Source organism: Novosphingobium taihuense (assembly GCF_007830315.1).
Lineage (GTDB): Bacteria > Pseudomonadota > Alphaproteobacteria > Sphingomonadales > Sphingomonadaceae > Novosphingobium > Novosphingobium taihuense.
In genome coordinates this window covers 1-19,000 of record NZ_VLKJ01000007.1, presented here as the reverse complement: position 1 = coordinate 19,000, position 19,000 = coordinate 1, and the positions used below count along the sequence as shown (strand labels likewise).

19 protein-coding genes are annotated in these 19,000 nt (G+C 63.5%); 9 read left to right on the top strand and 10 right to left on the bottom strand.

Features of this window, described 5'->3' with window-relative positions; all coding sequences use genetic code 11:
* Positions 1-2 precede the first annotated feature (2 nt).
* A complete protein-coding gene (locus tag IQ25_RS14080; protein ID WP_144906918.1) occupies positions 3-386 on the bottom strand; it encodes a hypothetical protein in 384 nt (127 codons plus the stop codon).
* Positions 387-400: 14 nt separating this feature from the next.
* Positions 401-1,606: a saccharopine dehydrogenase family protein gene (locus IQ25_RS14075; protein ID WP_144906917.1), complete on the bottom strand. Its 1,206-nt coding sequence runs from the start codon at positions 1,604-1,606 to the stop codon at positions 401-403.
* A gap of 78 nt (positions 1,607-1,684) precedes the next feature.
* Between IQ25_RS14075 and IQ25_RS14070 the strand changes: the two genes are divergently transcribed.
* From IQ25_RS14070 to IQ25_RS14050, 5 genes are all read left to right on the top strand, one after another.
* The gene (locus IQ25_RS14070; RefSeq protein ID WP_246415561.1) at positions 1,685-2,674 is read left to right on the top strand and encodes a threonine ammonia-lyase; all 990 of its coding nucleotides are present in this window, start codon (positions 1,685-1,687) and stop codon (positions 2,672-2,674) included.
* A 168-nt stretch (positions 2,675-2,842) separates the two neighbouring features.
* Complete coding sequence (locus IQ25_RS14065; RefSeq protein WP_246415560.1) at positions 2,843-4,000, top strand: DUF3419 family protein; 1,158 nt, start codon at positions 2,843-2,845, stop codon at positions 3,998-4,000.
* A gap of 1 nt (position 4,001) precedes the next feature.
* Positions 4,002-4,646 (top strand): class I SAM-dependent methyltransferase, encoded by a 645-nt coding sequence (locus tag IQ25_RS14060; RefSeq protein WP_144906915.1) that lies wholly within the window; start codon positions 4,002-4,004, stop codon positions 4,644-4,646.
* A 63-nt stretch (positions 4,647-4,709) separates the two neighbouring features.
* The gene (locus IQ25_RS14055; RefSeq protein ID WP_144906914.1) at positions 4,710-5,141 is read left to right on the top strand and encodes an MAPEG family protein; all 432 of its coding nucleotides are present in this window, start codon (positions 4,710-4,712) and stop codon (positions 5,139-5,141) included.
* Between the two features lie 27 nt (positions 5,142-5,168).
* Positions 5,169-5,603, top strand: coding sequence for an MAPEG family protein (locus IQ25_RS14050; protein ID WP_144906913.1), 435 nt, complete (start codon positions 5,169-5,171; stop codon positions 5,601-5,603).
* 66 nt (positions 5,604-5,669) lie between these two features.
* Here the strand turns inward: IQ25_RS14050 and IQ25_RS14045 are convergent, their stop codons facing one another.
* From IQ25_RS14045 to IQ25_RS14010, 8 genes are all read right to left on the bottom strand, one after another.
* A complete protein-coding gene (locus tag IQ25_RS14045; protein WP_144906912.1) occupies positions 5,670-6,875 on the bottom strand; it encodes a class I SAM-dependent RNA methyltransferase in 1,206 nt (401 codons plus the stop codon).
* Complete coding sequence (locus IQ25_RS14040; protein WP_144906911.1) at positions 6,872-8,281, bottom strand: NAD(P)H-hydrate dehydratase; 1,410 nt, start codon at positions 8,279-8,281, stop codon at positions 6,872-6,874. Before IQ25_RS14040 ends, IQ25_RS14045 begins: the two co-directional genes overlap by 4 nt.
* Complete coding sequence (locus tag IQ25_RS14035) at positions 8,265-8,621, bottom strand: hypothetical protein (protein WP_144906910.1); 357 nt, start codon at positions 8,619-8,621, stop codon at positions 8,265-8,267. The genes IQ25_RS14040 and IQ25_RS14035 overlap by 17 nt, the downstream gene beginning before the upstream one ends.
* Positions 8,621-10,468, bottom strand: a complete 1,848-nt coding sequence (ilvD, locus tag IQ25_RS14030; protein WP_144906909.1) for a dihydroxy-acid dehydratase — start codon at positions 10,466-10,468, stop codon at positions 8,621-8,623. The genes IQ25_RS14035 and ilvD overlap by 1 nt, the downstream gene beginning before the upstream one ends.
* 135 nt (positions 10,469-10,603) lie before the next feature.
* Complete coding sequence (locus tag IQ25_RS14025; RefSeq protein ID WP_144906908.1) at positions 10,604-11,326, bottom strand: N-formylglutamate amidohydrolase; 723 nt, start codon at positions 11,324-11,326, stop codon at positions 10,604-10,606.
* Complete coding sequence (locus IQ25_RS14020; RefSeq protein ID WP_144906907.1) at positions 11,323-12,120, bottom strand: 4-(cytidine 5'-diphospho)-2-C-methyl-D-erythritol kinase; 798 nt, start codon at positions 12,118-12,120, stop codon at positions 11,323-11,325. The genes IQ25_RS14025 and IQ25_RS14020 overlap by 4 nt, the downstream gene beginning before the upstream one ends.
* Before the next feature lie 11 nt (positions 12,121-12,131).
* Positions 12,132-12,656 carry a hypothetical protein gene (locus IQ25_RS14015; protein WP_144906906.1) on the bottom strand — a complete coding sequence of 175 codons (525 nt, stop codon included), beginning with the start codon at positions 12,654-12,656 and terminating at the stop codon, positions 12,132-12,134.
* Positions 12,657-12,686: 30 nt separating this feature from the next.
* Entirely contained in the window at positions 12,687-14,336 is a 1,650-nt protein-coding gene (locus tag IQ25_RS14010; protein ID WP_144906905.1) for an electron transfer flavoprotein-ubiquinone oxidoreductase, read from the bottom strand.
* 111 nt (positions 14,337-14,447) lie between these two features.
* Between IQ25_RS14010 and IQ25_RS14005 the strand changes: the two genes are divergently transcribed.
* Genes IQ25_RS14005 through IQ25_RS13990 form a run of 4 tightly spaced genes read left to right on the top strand, consistent with a single transcriptional unit; the run spans position 14,448 to position 18,635 of the window.
* Complete coding sequence (locus IQ25_RS14005) at positions 14,448-15,227, top strand: uracil-DNA glycosylase family protein (protein ID WP_144906904.1); 780 nt, start codon at positions 14,448-14,450, stop codon at positions 15,225-15,227.
* Complete coding sequence (locus IQ25_RS14000; RefSeq protein ID WP_144906903.1) at positions 15,224-16,999, top strand: lytic transglycosylase domain-containing protein; 1,776 nt, start codon at positions 15,224-15,226, stop codon at positions 16,997-16,999. Before IQ25_RS14005 ends, IQ25_RS14000 begins: the two co-directional genes overlap by 4 nt.
* Positions 16,989-17,516: a molybdenum cofactor biosynthesis protein B gene (gene moaB / locus IQ25_RS13995; protein ID WP_144906902.1), complete on the top strand. Its 528-nt coding sequence runs from the start codon at positions 16,989-16,991 to the stop codon at positions 17,514-17,516. The genes IQ25_RS14000 and moaB overlap by 11 nt, the downstream gene beginning before the upstream one ends.
* Before the next feature lie 51 nt (positions 17,517-17,567).
* On the top strand, positions 17,568-18,635 hold the full coding sequence (locus tag IQ25_RS13990; protein WP_144906901.1) for a PA0069 family radical SAM protein: 1,068 nt from the start codon (positions 17,568-17,570) through the stop codon (positions 18,633-18,635).
* Positions 18,636-19,000: the final 365 nt, after the last annotated feature.

The following is a 19,000-nucleotide window of genomic DNA, read 5'->3' as shown; positions in this document are numbered from 1 at the left end:
TCTCAGTCCTTCGCTTCAGGAGGCGGACAGCGCTTCAAACCCACCTTGTCAAAGGGCGAGACAAAGATTTTCTGCCCATCCAGTGCCAGTCGGAGAAAAGTGATGGGACTAATATCAGCATCACTTCTTGGTTTCACGGTTATGCGCAATGCGCCCCGCACGAAGGAAATGCGAGTAACTTTGTAAGAGTTATCGAAATAACCGAGAGACCGCTCTCCAACCCAAATACTACTATCCTCATCCCATGAATCTACGCCGCAAAACTCCAGGCGATTCGTCCATTGCCCACGGTATGCCGGAGGAATGACCGCAGTCTTCTTTGATGAAGGAGTGCCGGATTGAAGAGGCGCTGAAACGAGCAGCGCCCCAAGCATCATGGCCTTCATCCATCCGCTCAACATCAAAACGCCAAGGGTCCCGCCAGTTCCTTCACCTGCCACGGCAGCCCGTGGTTGTTCAGCATGTCCATGTAGGGATCGGGATCGAACTGTTCCATGTTGAACACGCCCTCACCGGTCCACACGCCCTGCACCATCATCGCCGCGCCGATCATCGCCGGAACGCCGGTGGTGTAGCTGACTGCCTGGTTGCCGGTCTCGCGATAGGCGTCTTCGTGGTCGCAGATGTTGTAGATGTAGAAGGTCTTCTCCACCCCGTCCTTCAGACCCGTGGCGATGTCGCCGATATTGGTCTTGCCCTTGGTCGTCGGGCCGAGCGAGGCAGGTTCGGGCAGCACGGCTTTCAGGAACTGCAGAGGGATGATTTCCTTGCCCTCGTAGATCACCGGGTCGATCCGGGTCATGCCCACGTTCTGCAGGACGGTCAGGTGCGTGATATAGGCGTCGCCGAAGGTCATCCAAAAACGGATGCGCTCGATCTCGGGCAGGTGATGCGCGAGGCTTTCGAGTTCCTCGTGGTACATCAGGTACATGTTCTTCGGGCCGACTTCCTCGAAGTCGAACTGCTGGCGGATGGTCAGTGCCGGCGTCTCGACCCACTCACCGTTGAGGTAGTGCCGCGCAGGCGCGGTCACTTCGCGGATGTTGATTTCCGGGTTGAAGTTGGTGGCAAAGTGCTGGCCGTGATCGCCGCCGTTGCAATCGAGGATGTCGAGCGTGCGGATCGTGTCGAGCTTGTGCTTGCGCAGCCAGGTGGCGAACACGCTGGTCACACCCGGATCGAAGCCCGAACCCAGCAGCGCCATCAGGCCCGCGGCCTTGAACTTGTCCTGATAGGCCCACTGCCACGAATATTCGAACTTCGCTTCGTCGATCGGCTCGTAGTTCGCAGTGTCCATGTAGTTGACGCCCGCGGCGAGGCAGGCATCCATGATGTTGAGGTCCTGGTACGGCAGCGCAAGATTGACGACTAGCACCGGCTTGACCTCATTGATCAGCGCGGTGGTCGCGGCAACGTCATCCGCGTCGATCTGGTAGGTATCGACGGTAACGCCAGTGCGCTCCTTCACCGAAGCCGCAATGGCGTCGCACTTGCTCTTGGTGCGGCTGGCCAGCGCAATGCCGGTGAAGATGTCCGAATTCATCGCCATCTTGTGGACCGCGACCGAGCCGACGCCGCCAGCGCCGATGACGAGAACTTTTGCCATGATTGCTCCAAATGCCTTTTTGCGTCCCGCGACGATGCTGCGCAGGACATTCATGGGCAGGGCCTTTAGAGTAGTGGCATGACAAAACCAATTCCTTCTGTCGATCTGCGCATGCCGACACGAGAAGGTGTCATGCGCGCCGCAGACAAGATCGCGCAGATCCTGCCGCAGACTCCCCTCCTGCCGCTCGAAATGCCGAACGGCGCGACGATCTGGTGCAAGGCCGAAAGCCTTCAGCCAGTCGGCGCCTTCAAGATTCGCGGGGCCTGGCACCGGCTGACCGACCTCGACGAGGCGCAGCGCGCCAAGGGCGTCGTCGCAGTCTCGAGTGGCAATCATGCGCAAGGGGTCGCATGGTCCGCACGCAGACTGGGCATCGCCGCAACCATCGTCATGCCCAACGATGCGCCTGCGGTAAAACTTGCCGCCACACGCGAGTTCGGCGCAGAGGTCGTGCTCTATGACCGGCCCGGCGGTGAAAGCCGCGACGCGGTCGCTGCCGAGCTGATAGCGAGGAACGGCGCAACGCTTGTCCACGCCTTTGGCGATCCTTGGGTCATCGAAGGACAGGGCAGCACCGGCATCGAACTCGCAGCACAACTGCAAGTTCTCACCGGCTCAGCCCCTTCCCGCATCGTCACCCCCTGCGGCGGTGGTGGGCTCGCTTCCGGTCTGGCCCTCGCCTGCCCGGAAGCCGAAGTGATCGCCATCGAGCCGGACGGCTGGGACGATGTGACCCGCAGCCTCGCTGCCGGCCAGATCGTTGCTGTCGAACCCAATCCGCCCACCACTGCCTGCGATGCCCTGCAGACGCTCGCAACTTACCCGATAAACTTCGCGGTAATGACCGCCAATGGCATCAAGGCCCTGAGTGTCTCCGAGGAGGAAGTGCGCGCGGCACAGCGCCTTGCCTTTGCCAGGCTCCGCCTTGTCGTCGAACCGGGCGGCGCTGCCGGTCTTGCCGCCGTATTGTCCGGCAAGGCGCCCACGGACGGCGCGACGGTCGTGATCCTCTCGGGCGGCAATGTCGATCCCGAAGCCTTTGCTGCCGTGATTTCAGAGGCTTGAGCTAGCGTCTTACAATCTGCGGACAATCAAGGCCGATCTGCAACACGCACGCAATGGTCACGTTCCAGTAGCACTCCCGAAAGAGTTCTACCTCCGGGGGTCATCACCATGCTGGAACGTGCCCGTTCTCATCCGATCACGCGCTCGGTTGTCCGCCGGGGTTCCGGCATGGCCAATCGCGTACTCGACCATGCCTTTGCACTCGCGTTTCGCGGCCTCGTCTATGCCCAGATCTGGGAAGACCCGGATGTCGACATGAAGGCCCTGCAGATCCGGCCCGACAGCCGGATCATCGCCATCGCCAGTGGCGGCTGCAACGTCCTGTCCTATCTGACAGCCGATCCCGAAGCGATCACCGCGGTCGATCTCAACACCGCCCATATCGCGCTGAACAAGCTCAAGCTCGCATCGGCGCAGCACCTGCCCGATCACGCGCATTTCCGCCGGTTCTTTGCCGAAGCCGACAGCGCCGCCAACATCGCCGCCTATCGCACCCACGTGCTGCCGCACCTCGACGAGACGACGCGCCGTTACTGGGAGCGCCGTGACCTGTCCGGCCGCCGCCGCATCAATGGCTTCACCAGCAACATTTACAAGCGCGGCCTGCTCGGCAACTTCATCGGGGTCGCACATCTCCTTGCCCGCCTCTACAAGATCGACCTCGCGTCGATCCTCGCCGCGCGCGATCTTGACGAGCAGCGCCGCGTGTTCGAACGCGAGATGGCCCCGGTATTTGACAAACGCTTCGTGCGCTGGCTGACCGACCAGCCCGCCTCTCTGTTCGGCCTCGGCATCCCGCCCGCCCAGTTCGAAGCCCTCGCCGGGAATGAACCGATGGCCGAGGTCCTGCGCCGCCGTCTCGAAAAGCTCGCCTGCGATTTTCCTGTCGAGGACAACTACTTCGCGTGGCAGGCCTTCGGACGCGGATATGGCCGGGGCGACCGCTCCCCGTTGCCGCCCTATCTGCAGGGCACGAACTGGCAGACCGTGCGCGATCGCGCGAACCGCGTTGACGTGCGCCACGCCAATCTGACCGAACACCTCACCGCCCAGCCCGAAGCCTCGCTTGATCGCTATGTCCTGCTCGATGCGCAGGACTGGATGACCGATGACCAGTTAGGCGCGCTGTGGACGCAGATCACCCGCACTGCCCGCCCCGGCGCGCGCGTCCTGTTCCGTACCGCAGCTGAGCCCAGCCTGCTTCCGGGCCGTCTTGACGATGCGCTTCTTGCGCGCTGGCGTTACGACGATGCGCTTTCGGCCGAGTGCACCGCGCAGGATCGCTCGTCGATCTACGGCGGCGTTCACCTTTACGAGCTGGTCTGAAATGGCAAGCGTGGTCCAGCAGGCATCGCATGGCGCGCTGATGGACACAGTCTATCGCCACCAGAAGCATATCTATGATGCAACGCGGAAGTATTACCTCTTCGGCCGCGATGGCCTGATTGCGGGGCTGGATGCTGCGCCGGGCAAGACCGTACTGGAAGTCGGATGCGGCACTGGACGCAACCTTGCGTGCATTGGTCGCCAATGGCCGGGCGCACACCTGTACGGGCTCGATATTTCCGAAGAGATGCTTTCGGTCGCCCGCCAGCGCCTTGACAGCAGTTGCGTTCTGGCGAGTGGCGATGCGACCGATTTTGACGCCAACACGCTGTTCGGGCGGGCCACTTTCGATCGCATAGTGATATCCTACGCCCTGTCGATGATCCCGCAGTGGCAGCAGACGCTGGACCATGCCGCCAGCCTGCTTGCACCCGGCGGCTCGCTCCACATCGTGGATTTCGGCGATTTCGAAGGTTTGCCGCGCCCTTTGCGTCGGCTGATGCACGGCTGGCTCACGCAATTCCATGTTGCACCGCGAGCGGATCTTGCTGCCGTTGCGGCACGGATCGCGGCGGAGCGGCAGCTCAGTCTGCGCACTTTGCGCGGGCGCTGGGGTTACTTCCGCCGGGTCACGTTGCGGCGATAAGTTGCAATTGACAATCTAGGTCAAGCCACGCACTCTCCCGAAAATCTCGGGGGAGATCTGAAAATGCAGGCGCAAATACTCACGCCCGCGGCCGCGCTCGTGCTGTGGTCCATTGTGATGCTGTTCTGGATGGCGGGAACGCGGCTTCCTGCGCTCAAGCAACTGGGTGGTCTGGGCAAGGCCAAGCCCGGCGGACGCGGACAGGACCTCGAAGGCGTCCTGCCCGACGAAATCAACTGGAAGGCGCACAACTACGCCCACCTTATGGAGCAGCCGACGCTGTTCTACGCGACAGTGGCAATCCTGGCGATCATGGGCGCTGGCGCTCTCGATGTGGCACTGGCGTGGACCTATGTCGTGCTGCGCATCGTCCACTCGGTCTGGCAGTCGACGGTGAACCGCGTGCCGGTCCGCTTCTCGCTGTTCCTGCTGTCGACACTGTGCCTCGCCGCTCTCGCGCTGCGCGCTTTGGGAGCGACCTTAGGCCACGGATAAAGGCTTCAAAACGAGGGGGAGAATGCCATGAAGATTGCCGAAATCCTGCAACCCGCCGTCGCGCTGATGGCTTGGACCATGGTCATGTGGCTGTGGATGTACGCCACGCGCATCCCGGCGATGAACGCCGCCAAACTCGATCCTGACAGCCTTGCCCGCGATCCATCAAAGACGCTCGACGACATCCTGCCCGCCAGCGTCCAGTGGAAGGCTCACAACTACAACCATCTCCACGAAGCGCCGACGCTGTTCTACGCCGTCTGCCTCGTGCTGGCCGTCGCCGGCATGGGCAACGGGACGAGCGCAACGGTGGCCTGGGTCTATGTGGCCTTGCGCGTCATTCACTCGCTGGTTCAGTCCACCGTGAACAAGGTCATGGTGCGCTTCATCCTGTTCTCGCTGTCGAGCATTGCCCTGATGGCGCTGATTTACCATGCCGCACGCGTGGTCTTTGCCGCCTGATCGCTGGCCGAAACGCCTTGCGCCCCCGCGAAAGCGGGGGCCTTGGTCCTGTTACGGAATTCTGGCTCAATCCCGCGTGAACAGGCTCGCCAGCTCGACATGCGTCGACCAGCGAAACTGGCCAACTGGTCGGAGTTCTGCCAGCCTGTAGCCGCTCGCAATCAGCTTCACCGCATCGCGCGCCCAGCTTGCCGGGTTGCAGCTGATATAGACCACGCGCGCAACCTTGCTCAGACCGATCTGCTCCACCTGCTCCTGCGCCCCGGCACGCGGCGGGTCGAGCAAGACGGCGGCGAAACGGTCCAGTTCCTCCACCCGCAGCGGATTGCGGAACAGATCGCGGTGCAGCGCATGGACTGGCTGCCCGTTCATCCGCGCCGCCGCCTGACAGGCCATGAAGGAATCGCGCGCCGCCTCAACCGCCAGCACCTTGGTCTGCGGCCCCGCCAACGCGAAGGCAAACGTGCCTAGGCCCGAGAAGAGATCGGCCACAGTTGCAGCACCCACCAACCACTCCCGTGCCGCGCTAACCAGTTGCGCCTCGCCATCGTGCGTGGCTTGCAGGAACGCGCCGGGCGGAAGCGACACCGGCGTCTTGCCGAGTGTCACCGTAACCGGCTCAGGCTCCCATAAGCCTTCCGGGCCATAACCTGAATCCAGCGTCAGCCGCGCCAGCTCGTTGTCGCGGGCAAAATCCAGCAGGGCTTCGGTCTTCGCCAACCCCTCGGCGGTAATGCCCTTCAGGCTCAGCGCAACACCCTGATCGGCCAGCGCCAGTTCGATATCGACGTTGAGCTTGCGCTCGCCCCAACCTTCCAGCAGCCCCCGCAGCGGTGAAACCAGCGCGAAAAGCTGCGGCGCAAGGACATGGCATTCACGCAGGTCGACGATCTTGTGCGAACCCTGCTCACGAAACCCGATGACCACGCGCTTGCCGATAGCCTGCGCATGGAGCGTGGCGCGGCGGCGGGATTTGGGCGGTGAGACATGCGCTGGGCCAGCCGGAACTTCGGCAATGTCCTGTCCCTTGGCCGCGCCGACCACGCGATCAAACACGTAATCCGCCAGCGCGCTTTCCGACAAGTGCTGCAACTGGCACCCGCCGCAGGCCGGGAAATGGCGGCAGGGGGGATCGACATGGTTCGGCCCGTGGACCAACGTGCCATCTGCCTGCAGCACGTCACCCGGAGCGGCAAGCGCTGCGTATCGGCCATCGGCGGTCGCGCCGTCTCCCTTGGCAGCAACGCGCACGATAAGGCCAGCTTCACTCATTCAAGACATTCCTTCAGTGCCGCCTGCACGGCATGGGCCAGTTCGCCGGCCGTGAACGCTGGCCCACTCAGCCGCGCCGCTTCGGCGTGGAGCCATAGGCCTTCCTCCGCCGCGCGCAAGGCTTGCCCGTGCGTGGCCAGACGGCTGGCGATGGTTCCGGCCAGCACGTCGCCCGTCCCCGCCACCGAAAGCCATGAAGACCCGCGCGGAGCCACGACCACCGCCCCATCAGGCGCAGCAATCACCGTATCCGGCCCCTTCAGCACCACCACCGCCTCCGCAGCCTTGGCCAGGGCCAGCGCGCGATCCCGCCGCAGCCCCTGCCCCTCAAGCCCGAAAGCGCGCTCAAGCGCGGTCATCTCTCCCTCGTGCGGAGTCAGCACCCTCGGCGCTGAACCCAGAATCGCCGGGCGCAGCAGGACCAGCGCATCGGCATCGATCACCGTCGGCCTTTCGGCGTTGAGCGCACGCGCCAGCCGCCGCCCCGCCTGATCGGATCGCCCAAGCCCCGGCCCCACCAGCAGCGCAGCGACACGCGGATCGCCGATCATCCCCGCGACATCGCCAATCACCACCAATTCCGGAGGAAAGCCAGCGGGCGCATCCTGCGCAGCCAGCTTCACATACCCCGCTCCCGCCCGAAGCGCAGCAGTCGCGGCCAGATGGCTCGCGCCGGGCATCTCCCCGGCCACGATCCCCACCATTCCGCGCCGGTACTTGTGCGCATCCGCTGCAGGAGCCGACAGCTTCGGCCTGGCCAGAACCCGCGCCGCCCCCGGCACAGCCGCCACGCCGATGTCGACCAGCCTCCCCGGCCCCATCATTGCACAGGCGGACATCGCGAAGTGGGCATGCTTCCACGCGCCAAGCGCAACGGTCAGCGTCCAATCCGGCAGGCCAGCGTTAAGCGCCGCACCGCTGTTGCTCTCGATCCCGCTCGGAAGATCGATGGCGATGCGGTGCCGGTGCCGTGCTGCAAGCCCGCATAGCAGGCCGAACAAATCGTCCGGCAAGGCCCGCGTCAGGCCGCTCCCGAACAGACAGTCGACGAAAACATCGCCCGAGATCGCCCCCGTCGCATCCGCAATAGCACCCCGATACAAGGCCTTGGCATTGCGCGCCGCATCCGTCGCAGGCGGCCGAGCTTCGACCACCTGTACCTTATTGCCATGTTCGCGAAGATATTCGGCAATCACCCAGCCATCGCCGCCGTTGTTGCCGGGTCCGCACAGCACGGTCACCGAACCGCCGCCCGCGATCCGCCGCGCCCATTCGCCCGCACCGCGCCCCGCCATCTGCATCAGCGCATCGACGCTCGTGCCCGCTGCAATCAGGTCCTCCTCGGCGGCGCGCATCTGCGCCACGGTCAGGACTTGGCATAGCACGGCGTCACGGCTGCGGGGCATCGTCCTTCATCCTTGCCGGGAAGCGATAGCGGTCCCCCGCCACCGATACTTCGAGCACGCCTTGCGACGACCACTGCGCAGTCGCCTCGTCGGCACCGTCTGCCGATACCACGCCCCGCCCGTCGTCGACCATCTCGAACCGGCGAAAGCCGCCAGCCTTGTGCCGAACGGTCAGGAAGCGCTTGTCGCCCACGCGCGAATCTTCAACGAAGCACTCCGGCAGGAACTTCGCCGATCCGTCCACCGCGCAATCAATGACGCGGCCCTTGGGGATGTCCTCAGCCTTCGAACAGGCAGCCAGCGCGGCGCAGATCAGCAGCGCTGGCAAACCCGCACGCATCAGTCGATGCCAAGCTGCTTGAGATCGCGCACCGCACCGCGGGCCGCGCTGGTGGTCATCGCGGCATAGGCCTTGAGCGCGGTCGAAACCACGCGCGGACGGTCCTGCGCCGGCTTCCAGCCCTTGGCGTCCTGCGCCGCGCGACGATGCGAAAGCTCCTCGTCGCTCACCGCCAGATAGATCGTGCGATTGGGGATGTCGATCTCGATCACGTCGCCGTTCTCGACCAGCCCGATCTCGCCGCCTTCGGCGGCTTCCGGCGAAGCGTGGCCGATGGAAAGGCCCGAAGTGCCGCCCGAAAAGCGCCCGTCCGTCAGCAGCGCGCAAGCCGCGCCGAGGCCCTTCGACTTGAGGTAACTGGTGGGATAGAGCATTTCCTGCATGCCCGGCCCGCCCTTCGGCCCTTCGTAGCGGATCACCACAACGTCACCGGCCACGACCTGCCCGGTCAGGATCGCGGTCACCGCCGCATCCTGGCTTTCATAGACCTTGGCGGGGCCGGCAAACTTGTGGATCTTCTCGTCCACGCCCGCCGTCTTCACGATGCAGCCATCGCGCGCGATGTTGCCGTAAAGCACGGCAAGCCCGCCGTCCTTGCTGAAGGCATGCTCTGCCGAACGGATCACGCCGCTTTCGCGGTCGAGATCCAGTTCCTTCCAGCGACGGTCCTGCGAGAACGCAACTTGCGTCGGCACGCCGCCCGGCGCCGCCTTGTAGAATTCCTGCACGCTTGGCGAATTGGTGCGCTTGATGTCCCAGCGATCCAGCGCTTCGGCCAGAGTACGGCTGTGCACCGTCGGCAAATGCGTGTGGATCAGGCCCGCGCGATCCAGCTCGCCAAGAATGGCGTAAATGCCGCCCGCACGGTGCACGTCTTCCATGTGCACGTCGTTCTTGGCCGGAGCGACCTTCGAAAGGCACGGCACACGGCGGCTCAGACGGTCGATGTCCGACATGGTGAAGTTCACGCCCGCCTCGTGCGCTGCGGCCAGCAGGTGCAGCACCGTGTTGGTCGATCCACCCATCGCAATATCCAGGCACACCGCATTCTCGAACGCATCGAAGCTGGCGATCGAGCGCGGCAGCACGCTGGTGTCGTCCTCTTCGTAGTACCGCTTGCACAGATCCACCGCGAGGCGACCTGCTTCGAGGAACAGGCGCTTGCGATTGGCATGGGTGGCCAGCGTCGAACCATTGCCCGGCAGCGAAAGGCCCAGCGCCTCGGTCAGGCAGTTCATGGAATTGGCCGTGAACATGCCCGAGCACGAACCGCAGGTCGGGCAAGCCGACCGCTCGATCGCGGTCACTTCCTCGTCGGTCATCGTATCGTCGGCGGCCGCCACCATCGCGTCGACCAGATCGAGCGCGTGTTCCTTGCCCTTCAGGATGACCTTGCCCGCTTCCATCGGCCCGCCCGAGACGAACACCACCGGAATGTTGATCCGCATCGCCGCCATCAGCATGCCCGGCGTGATCTTGTCGCAGTTGGAAATGCAGACCATCGCGTCGGCGCAGTGCGCGTTGACCATGTATTCCACGCTGTCGGCGATCAGGTCACGGCTCGGCAGCGAATAGAGCATACCGTCATGACCCATGGCAATCCCGTCATCGACCGCGATGGTGTTGAATTCCTTGGCAACACCGCCTGCAGCCTCGATCTCGCGCGCGACCATCTGGCCAAGGTCCTTGAGGTGGACGTGGCCCGGCACGAACTGCGTGAACGAATTGACCACCGCGATGATCGGCTTGCCGAAATCCGCGTCCGTCATCCCCGTTGCGCGCCACAATCCGCGCGCGCCGGCCATGTTGCGGCCGTGGGTGGTGGTGCGTGAACGATACGGGGGCATTGTGCGAACTCCGGACTGGGAATCGGTTTTTATGTGGCGACTTGTTATCGTTCCCTAGCCCACGAAAACGGCGAATGTCGAAAGTATTAATTACAACTATGTCAGCCGGAAGCGAGGCGAAAAGGCCCGGAAATCCTAGCTGATTGCAACCGCAACCTGATTGGCAATGCGCGCCAGGCGCTCGGCCCACTCTGCCTGGCCCTGAGCGTCGCCGATCAGGTCCTGCCGCACTTCGATGCCAAGGTAGGGACGACCATCGGCCTCGGCATGACGGTTCATTGTCGCGTTCAGAAGCCTGCCGGAATAGGGCAACTGGTCCCCAACGCACAGCCCCTCGGCCTCAAGCATTGGAATGGCGATCCGCGCTGCGCGATCATCCTCGTTGTAAAGCACGCCCACGTGCCAGGGCCGAGGCTCGTCGCTTGAGGCCAAATGCGGCGTAAAGCTGTGCAAGGACAGGATCAGCGCCTGCGGCACCTCGGCCAGAAGGTCGGCCAGTGCATCATGATATGGCCGGAAGAACCGCGCCAGCCGCGCCTCGTGTCCTGCATGATCGAGCGCGTTGCCGGGAATGGCGTGCCCATCGCTGGCAATCGGCACGACGGTCGGCAGATGCTCGTCACGGTTGAAATCGCACACCAGACGGCTGACCCCGCCCTGAAACGCGGCAATGCCGGGACGCTGCGCCATGAGCGCGCCCACTTGCGCCACGCCAATGTCCACCGCGATATGCTGGGTCAGCAGATCCGGTGCGATGCCCAGGTCAATGTCATCGGGAACCCGATTGGAGGCATGGTCAGACACCACCAGAATGCCCCCGAACCGCGGACTACCAACAACGGTATAGGCCTCGCTCACCGCAGCGCTCCTGCCAACGTCCACCACCGAGCGGGCATCACCGCGCGCGCCGCATCGCGCTCTTCGATGCTGTCATAGAGCGCAAAACAGGTTGCCCCCGAACCTGACATACGCGTCAGCCAAGCCCCCGTCCGCCGCAGAGCTTCCAGCACCTGACCTATTTCTGACACGAGCGTCAGCGCCGGGGCTTCAAGGTCATTGCGCCCCGAAAGCGCCATTTCCCTGAGGTTTGCACCTGCCATAGGCCCGCGATCGACCCCGTCCCAAGCCTTGAACACCGGCCCTGTCGCCAGCGGAATGCGCGGATTGACCAGCAGTACCGGCGTTCCCGTCAGATCGTTGGCAGTCGGCTCAAGCTCGGTCCCGATCCCCCGCCCGATGCAAGCCACGCTCTCCACGCAAGCCGGAACATCCGCCCCCAGCCTGGCCGCGCGGGCATGCCAGTCCTCCGGCAGACCACAGCTGTCCCGAACCATCCGGAATATTGCCCCGGCATCAGCCGATCCACCGCCAAGCCCTGCCGCCACCGGCAGGTTCTTCTCCAGCGTCACCGCCCATGCCTGCCCATGCGGCAGCGAATGCAGCGCCTTGGCCACGATGTTTCCGAACGGATCGTCCAGAACCCCGCCAAATTCACCGACAACAAGCAGCGAGTCCGCCTGCGCTGCAGAAGCGCTCAGTTCATCCCCAGCATCGACGAAGGCAAACAGCGTCTCCAGTTCATGATACCCGTCCTCCTTGCGACGCCGCACGTGCAGCGCGAGGTTGATCTTTGCGTAGGCTGTTTCGCGCACTTTGCCGCTACCTAGGATTGAGGGGGTGAAGCGACCTTGAAACCGGAATTTGCCGATATCCAGCGAACGCGTTTTGGAGGAAGAGGGACTTCAACACCATCCAGGCTGCCGATCTTAAGCAACTGATCGCCTTCAACCTTCAAGACCTCGCAAGCCTCTTTGCCGAACAGACCTGCAAATCCCGCCTCAAGCTTCGCCAAGGCTTGCTTGTTGCTTTCATCTGGAATTGGCTGACCCGCCACCTTAACCTTGGCTTCATCCAGGTCGGACTTGAGCATGGAGCCGCAGATTGCGCCTCGCTTGAGTGTGATTTTCGCCTTGACGGTCAAAGTCACGTTCTGAGCTGGCGCAATGAGCAGCTCAGACGTTTCCAACAGCGAACCGTCAGGGTGCATCTCATACCGGGAAATGGTCGAACAGGTCCGAGATGCATCGTCAGGATTCGAACAAACTACGCGTCCAGCTTGTATGTTAGCCAGTATCTCAGCATCGCCCAAGTAGGCCGAAGCAGCTGCCAACGTTGCAAAGAAGATCATTAGGCAGCCCTTCGAATTCCCTCACACCGATCACATATTCGGATAGTTCGGCCCGCCGCCACCCTCAGGCGTCACCCATTCGATATTCTGGGTCATGTCCTTGATGTCGCAGGTCTTGCAGTGGACGCAGTTCTGGGCGTTGATCTGCAGGCGCGGGTTGCCTTCCTCTACGCCGACGTACTCATAGACGCCCGCCGGGCAATAGCGCTGCTCGGGCCCTGCATAGAGCGGCAGGTTGATCCGCGTCGGCACCGTCGGGTCCTTCAGCACGAGGTGGCTCGGCTGGTCTTCCTCGTGGTTGGTGTAGGAGAACGAGACGCTGGTCAGGCGATCGAACGTAATCACGCCATCGGGCTTGGGATAGGCAATCGGCTTGTAGAGGTCGGCGCGCTGCGTCGCCTCGCTGTCACGGTGGTGCTTCATCGGCTTCCAGATGCCGAAGCCGCCAATCGTGCGCAGCCACATGTCCGCGCCCGCCAGCACCGTGCCCAACTCGCCGCCGAACTTGGCCACCAGCGGCTGCGCGTTCTGGACCTTCTTCAGCTCCTTGGCGATCCAGCTTTCACGGACGGCACTGTCGTACTCGACCATGTCGTCCTTCTCGCGGCCCGCGGCCATCGCCGCCGCGATGGACTCGGCCGCCAGCATCCCGCTCTTCATCGCGGTGTGGCTGCCCTTGATGCGCGGCACGTTGACGAAGCCGGCCGAGCACCCGATCAGCGCGCCGCCGGGGAACGACAGGCGCGGCACCGATTGCCAGCCACCTTCGTTGATCGCGCGCGCGCCATAGGAAACGCGGCGCCCGCCTTCCAGGATCGCGCGGATTTCCGGGTGCTGCTTCCAGCGCTGGAATTCCTCGAACGGATAGACATAGGGGTTTGCGTAATCGAGCGCGGTGACGAAGCCCAATGCCACCTGGTTGTTGGCCTGATGGTAGAGGAACCCGCCGCCCCACGAATTCGATTCCGACAGCGGCCAGCCCTGCGTGTGGATCACGCGGCCCGGAACGTGCTTTTCGGGATCGATGTCCCACAGTTCCTTGATGCCGATGCCATAGACCTGCGGCTCGCAGTCGCGCTCAAGATCGAAGTGCGCCTTCAAGCGCTTGGTCAAGTGTCCGCGCGCGCCCTCGGCGAACAGCGTGTACTTGGCGTGGAGTTCCATCCCCGGCTGATAGTCGGGCTTCTTCGAACCGTCCTTAGCAATGCCCATGTCGCCGGTAGCAACGCCCATCACCGCGCCGTTGTCGTCGAACAGGATCTCCGCCGCCGGGAAGCCGGGGAAGATTTCGACGCCAAGCTCCATCGCCTGTTCCGAAAGCCAGCGGCACAGGTTGCCGAGGCTGCCGGTGTAGTTGCCATCGTTCGACATGAACGGAGGCATCGGCCAGTGCGGGATCGACATCTTGCCAGACTTCGAAAGGACCCAGTGCCAGTTGTCGGTGACCGGCACTTCGGCCATCGGGCAGCCCTGCGTGCGCCATTCGGGCAGGAGCTCGTCCAGCGCCTTCGGATCAACCACCGCACCCGAAAGAATGTGCGCGCCGATCTCAGAACCCTTCTCAAGGATGCAGACCGAGATTTCCGGGTTTACCTGCTTCAACCGGATCGAGGCCGCCAGCCCCGCAGGTCCGCCGCCGACGATAACGACGTCATACGGCATCGATTCCCGTTCGCTCATGCCCCGATAACTCCCGACTTATAGCTAAATGCGCGATTGAATTCCGAATGAGCCTTGAAAGAGGCTATCCACAAGGTCAAGACCGCAAAACCGACTGGGAGGAAAGACAGGTTGTCCGATATCGCTAACGCGAAGAACCATGAATGGCGTGATGCCGTTACGGCAGCGCTCGATTGGTGGCGCGATGCCGGTGTCGACCATGCCTTTGTCGACGATCCGCAGGACTGGCTGGCCGAAACCCGCCAGCCCGCGGCAACCTCAACCCCGCCCCCGATGAAGCCCCTGCGCGAACTGGCGGCAGAACGAACCGATTCGCATGCCGTGCCTCGCGTCGCTGCCCGGGAAGGCTGGCCTTCGTCGCTCGAGGAATTTGCGCCATGGTGGATGGCCGAACCGGCGCTCGCTCCCACCGGCCTCCCACGGCTGCTACCGGTCGGATCAAAGGGCGCCGATCTTCTCGTGCTCGTCCCGATGCCTTCTGCCGACGATGGCAATGCACTGCTCAGCGGCAAGTCTGGACGCCTGCTCGATGCCATGCTCGCGGCGTTCGGGCTGGACCGGTCACGCACCTACCTGGCTTCTGCCCTCCCCGCGCATGTGCCGATGCCGGATTGGTCGATGTATCGCGAGGCCGGGATCGGCGACGTGCTGCTCCATCACCTCACGCTTGCCGCTCCGAAAAGGATGCTGATCCTCGGCGCATCGGGCATTTCAGCGCTTCTCGGCCACGACCCGCCGAATTTGGCTCAAAGTTTACGGGCAATTAATCAAGAAGGGTCACCACTTCCCGCGCTGTCGGCGTGGGATCTCGAAGCCATGCTGCAGCGCCCTGCCCTCAAGGCAGGTCTGTGGAGCCGCTGGCTCGATTGGACGGGGACCGAAACGATTTGAAGCTGGCACGCGCCAAGACGTTCACGCTGCTTGCGTTCGCGACCTCGTTCGCCGCGCTTACCGCAGTCCCGGTACACGCCAACAGCGCTGCGGTGGATTATTTCCGTGGCCGCGCCGATCGCACTGCCGTCCCATCACTGTTGAGCGCTGACGACCGCTCCTATTACAAAAGCCTTTTCTCCGCGATCGAGCGTGAGGACTGGGCCCAGGTCCAGTCGCTCTTCACCCAGCGCGCCGATGGTCCGCTGCACACCGTGGCCCGCGCGCAGTACATGCTAGCCGCCACGTCGCCGAAGGCTGAACTTGCGCCGATCACCGATGTCCTGACCAAGGCGCCGGACCTCCCTTGGGCCGAACAACTCGGCCGTCTCGCCCTGAAGCGTGGTGCCACCGAACTGCCCGCCCTGCCTCAGGCCCAACGCCTCGTCAGCCTGCCCAACATTTCCAAGCGCATTCGCCCTCGCTCGATCGACGATAGCACGATGCCGGCCAGCGTCGCCGCCGCGATTCAGGACCGGATCAAGTTCGACGATCCCGTCGGCGCCCGTGTCCTGCTCGATGGCGTCGATGCCACGCTTTCGCCCGATGCTCGCGCCGAATGGCGGCAGAAAGTCGGCTGGGCCTTCTACATCGAAAATGACGACGCCACCGCCCGCGCCCTTTCGCTGACCGCAGCCGAAGGCTCCGGACCGTGGGTCTCGGAAGCCTATTGGACCGCAGGCCTCGCCAGCTGGCGCCTGGGCGATTGCGGAGCTGCTGCTGAAGCCTTCGAGAAGACTGCAGGCTCTGCGCAGAACGACGAACTCGCCTCTGCCGCGCACTACTGGGCAAGTCGCGCTTGGCTGCGCTGCCGCAAGCCCGAGAAAGTCTCGCTTGCCTTGCGCAATGCCGCCCGCTTCCGCGAAACGCTTTACGGCATGATGGCGTCGGAAGCTCTCGGCATGCGCGAAAGCGCGCCGCCGGTCGCGCCAGACTTCTCGCTGGCCGACTGGCAGCAGCTGCGCGACGTGCCCAATATCCGCACCGCCGTGCAGCTTGCCGAAATCGGCGAAGATGGCCTTGCCGACGAAATCCTGCGCCATCAGGCCCGCATCGGCGCGCCCGGCCAGTACGCCCCGCTTTCACGTCTCGCCCGCGATCTTGGCCTGCCATCAACGCAACTGTGGATGGCCTACAATGCTCCCGCAGGTGCGCGCCCCGACGAGGCCGCGCGCTTCCCGGCTCCGAAGTGGACTCCCGCCACCGGCTGGAAGGTCGATCCGGCACTGCTCTTCGCCCATTCGCTGCAGGAATCGAATTTCCGCACTGCCGTCACCAGTCCGGCTGGCGCCAAGGGCCTGATGCAGGTCCGCCCCGGCACCGCCAGGGACATGGCCCGCGTTGAGCCACTGATGGCAGGGCGCGATCGCCAGCTTGATCTGCCCGATGTCAATCTCGCCTTCGGCCAGCAGTATCTGCAACAATTGCGCGATTCGGATGCAACGCAGGGCCTGCTCCCCAAGGTCATGGCTGCCTACAACGCCGGGCCTCTCCCCATCAGCCGCTGGAACACCGAAATTCGCGGCGGCAGCGATCCGCTGCTCTGGATGGAATCGATCCCCTACTGGGAAACCCGCGGCTACGTTTCGATCGTCATGCGCAATTACTGGATGTACGAAAAGCAGGCCGGCGGCCCGTCCGAAAGCCGCATGGGCCTCGTCCAGGGCATGTGGCCAAAGTTCCCCGGGCTTTCCGGCGCTGAAAACATAAGGATCGCATCGCGTGGCAATTGATACTTCGCGCGAGTTCAAGCCGATCAACATTGCCCTGCTCACCGTTTCCGACACGCGCGGCCCAGCCGAGGACACTTCGGGCGACATCCTTGCCGAACGGATCAAGGCAAAGGGCCACAAGCTTGCCACCCGCGCCATGGAAAAGGACGACGCCGACCGCATCGTCAGCCGCCTCAATAACTGGATCGACGACCGCACGGTCGATGCCGTCGTCATAACCGGCGGCACCGGCCTCACCGGACGCGACGTCACCCCCGAAGCGCTCGACCGCGTAAAGACCCGCGAAATTCCCGGCTTCGGCGAACTGTTCCGCTGGCTGTCCTACAAGACCATCGGCACCAGCACGATCCAGTCCCGCGCCTGCGCCGTCGTCGCGCGCGGCACCTACATCTTCGCCCTGCCCGGCTCCAACGGTGCTGTGAAGGATGGCTGGGACGGCATCCTCGATGAACAGCTCGACAGTCGCAACCGCCCCTGCAACTTCGTCGAACTGATGCCAAGGCTGCTGGAAAAGTAAGGCTCGCTACAGCCTCTTGCAGAATTGTTCCGCTTATGTTCTAATTTCGCCATGGCAGTCCATGGTAGAGGAGCGCAATCGGCGCGGGTGCCCACCCGCTTCGGACTCGCCACGCGCGAACCCGATGGCGACTGGCTGGACGCAAAACAAGATGTAGACGGTCCGGGCCCGAAGCTGCGCACCACTGTTATAGAGGAACACCCTCGCTCGATCCTGACCTTCAACCGCTCGCCGGACATTCCGTTCGATCGTTCGGTCAACGCCTATCGCGGCTGCGAACATGGTTGCGTCTACTGCTACGCCCGCCCGACCCACGCCTACCATGACCTCTCGCCGGGCATCGACTTCGAGACGAAGCTCTTCGCAAAGCCTGACGCGGCAAGGCTCCTGCGCGAAACGCTTGCCAAGCCCGGCTACACGCCTGCCCCGATCGCAATGGGTACCAACACTGATCCCTATCAACCGATCGAAAACCGCTACCGCATCACCCGCCAAGTGCTCGAACTCTGCCTCGAACTGCGCCACCCCGTCACCATCACCACCAAGTCCGCCCGCGTGCTGGACGACATTGATCTTCTGACGGAACTCGCCCGCCACCGCCTCACAGCTGTAGGGATATCTGTCACGAGCCTTGACCCGCGCCTGTCCGGACTGCTCGAACCACGCGCCTCCTCACCCGCCAAACGGTTGGATGCACTTGGGAAACTCGTCGAGGCAGGCGTCCCCACGCACGTCTCTGTCGCGCCCGTCATCCCCTCGATCACCGACGAGTTCATGGAAGGCATTCTTGAAGCGGCGGCGCAACGTGGTGTGCGCTCAGCCAGCTGGATCATGCTGCGCCTGCCCCACGAAGTCGCTCCGCTGTTCCGGGAATGGCTCGACACTCACTTTCCCGACCGCGCGGGGAAAGTCATGGGGATCGTCCAGTCTGTTCGCGACGGCAAGGACAACGATGCGCAGTTCTTTACCCGCATGAAACCGCAGGGCGTCTGGGCAGACCTCATCCGCACCCGCTTTCGCGTTGCCTGCCGAAAGCACGGCATCGGCAGGGCAGACGTCGATCTGGACTGCTCGCAGTTCAGGAAGCCCAGTCCGAATGGCCAGCTCGATCTGTTCTGATGTCCCCTTTGTCATTCCCGAATGCCCCACCGATCAATCTTGACAAAACGAACCATATAGGTTATATGCCCCGTCACAGGTCAGGAGGGGGCACAAGGCCATCCCGCTCCTCTCCCTTCGGAGGTCAGGCTGTGGCCGAAGCTTCCGGCGCGATCGGTGCGGCAGGTGCGTGCGGGTTCAATGCGGGGCGTTAAGCCCAAGACCCACCGGGCAAGACCTGTCGTTACCCCAAGGACAGACAGGACAACCCAGGGCTGATAGCACGGCGCCGAACCCTGAGCGACGCTGCGGATGCGGAACCCGCCATGATTGTGCGACTGTGTCAGCACAAACGACAGGTTCTTTTCACGCAGCCGCTTGCCAAG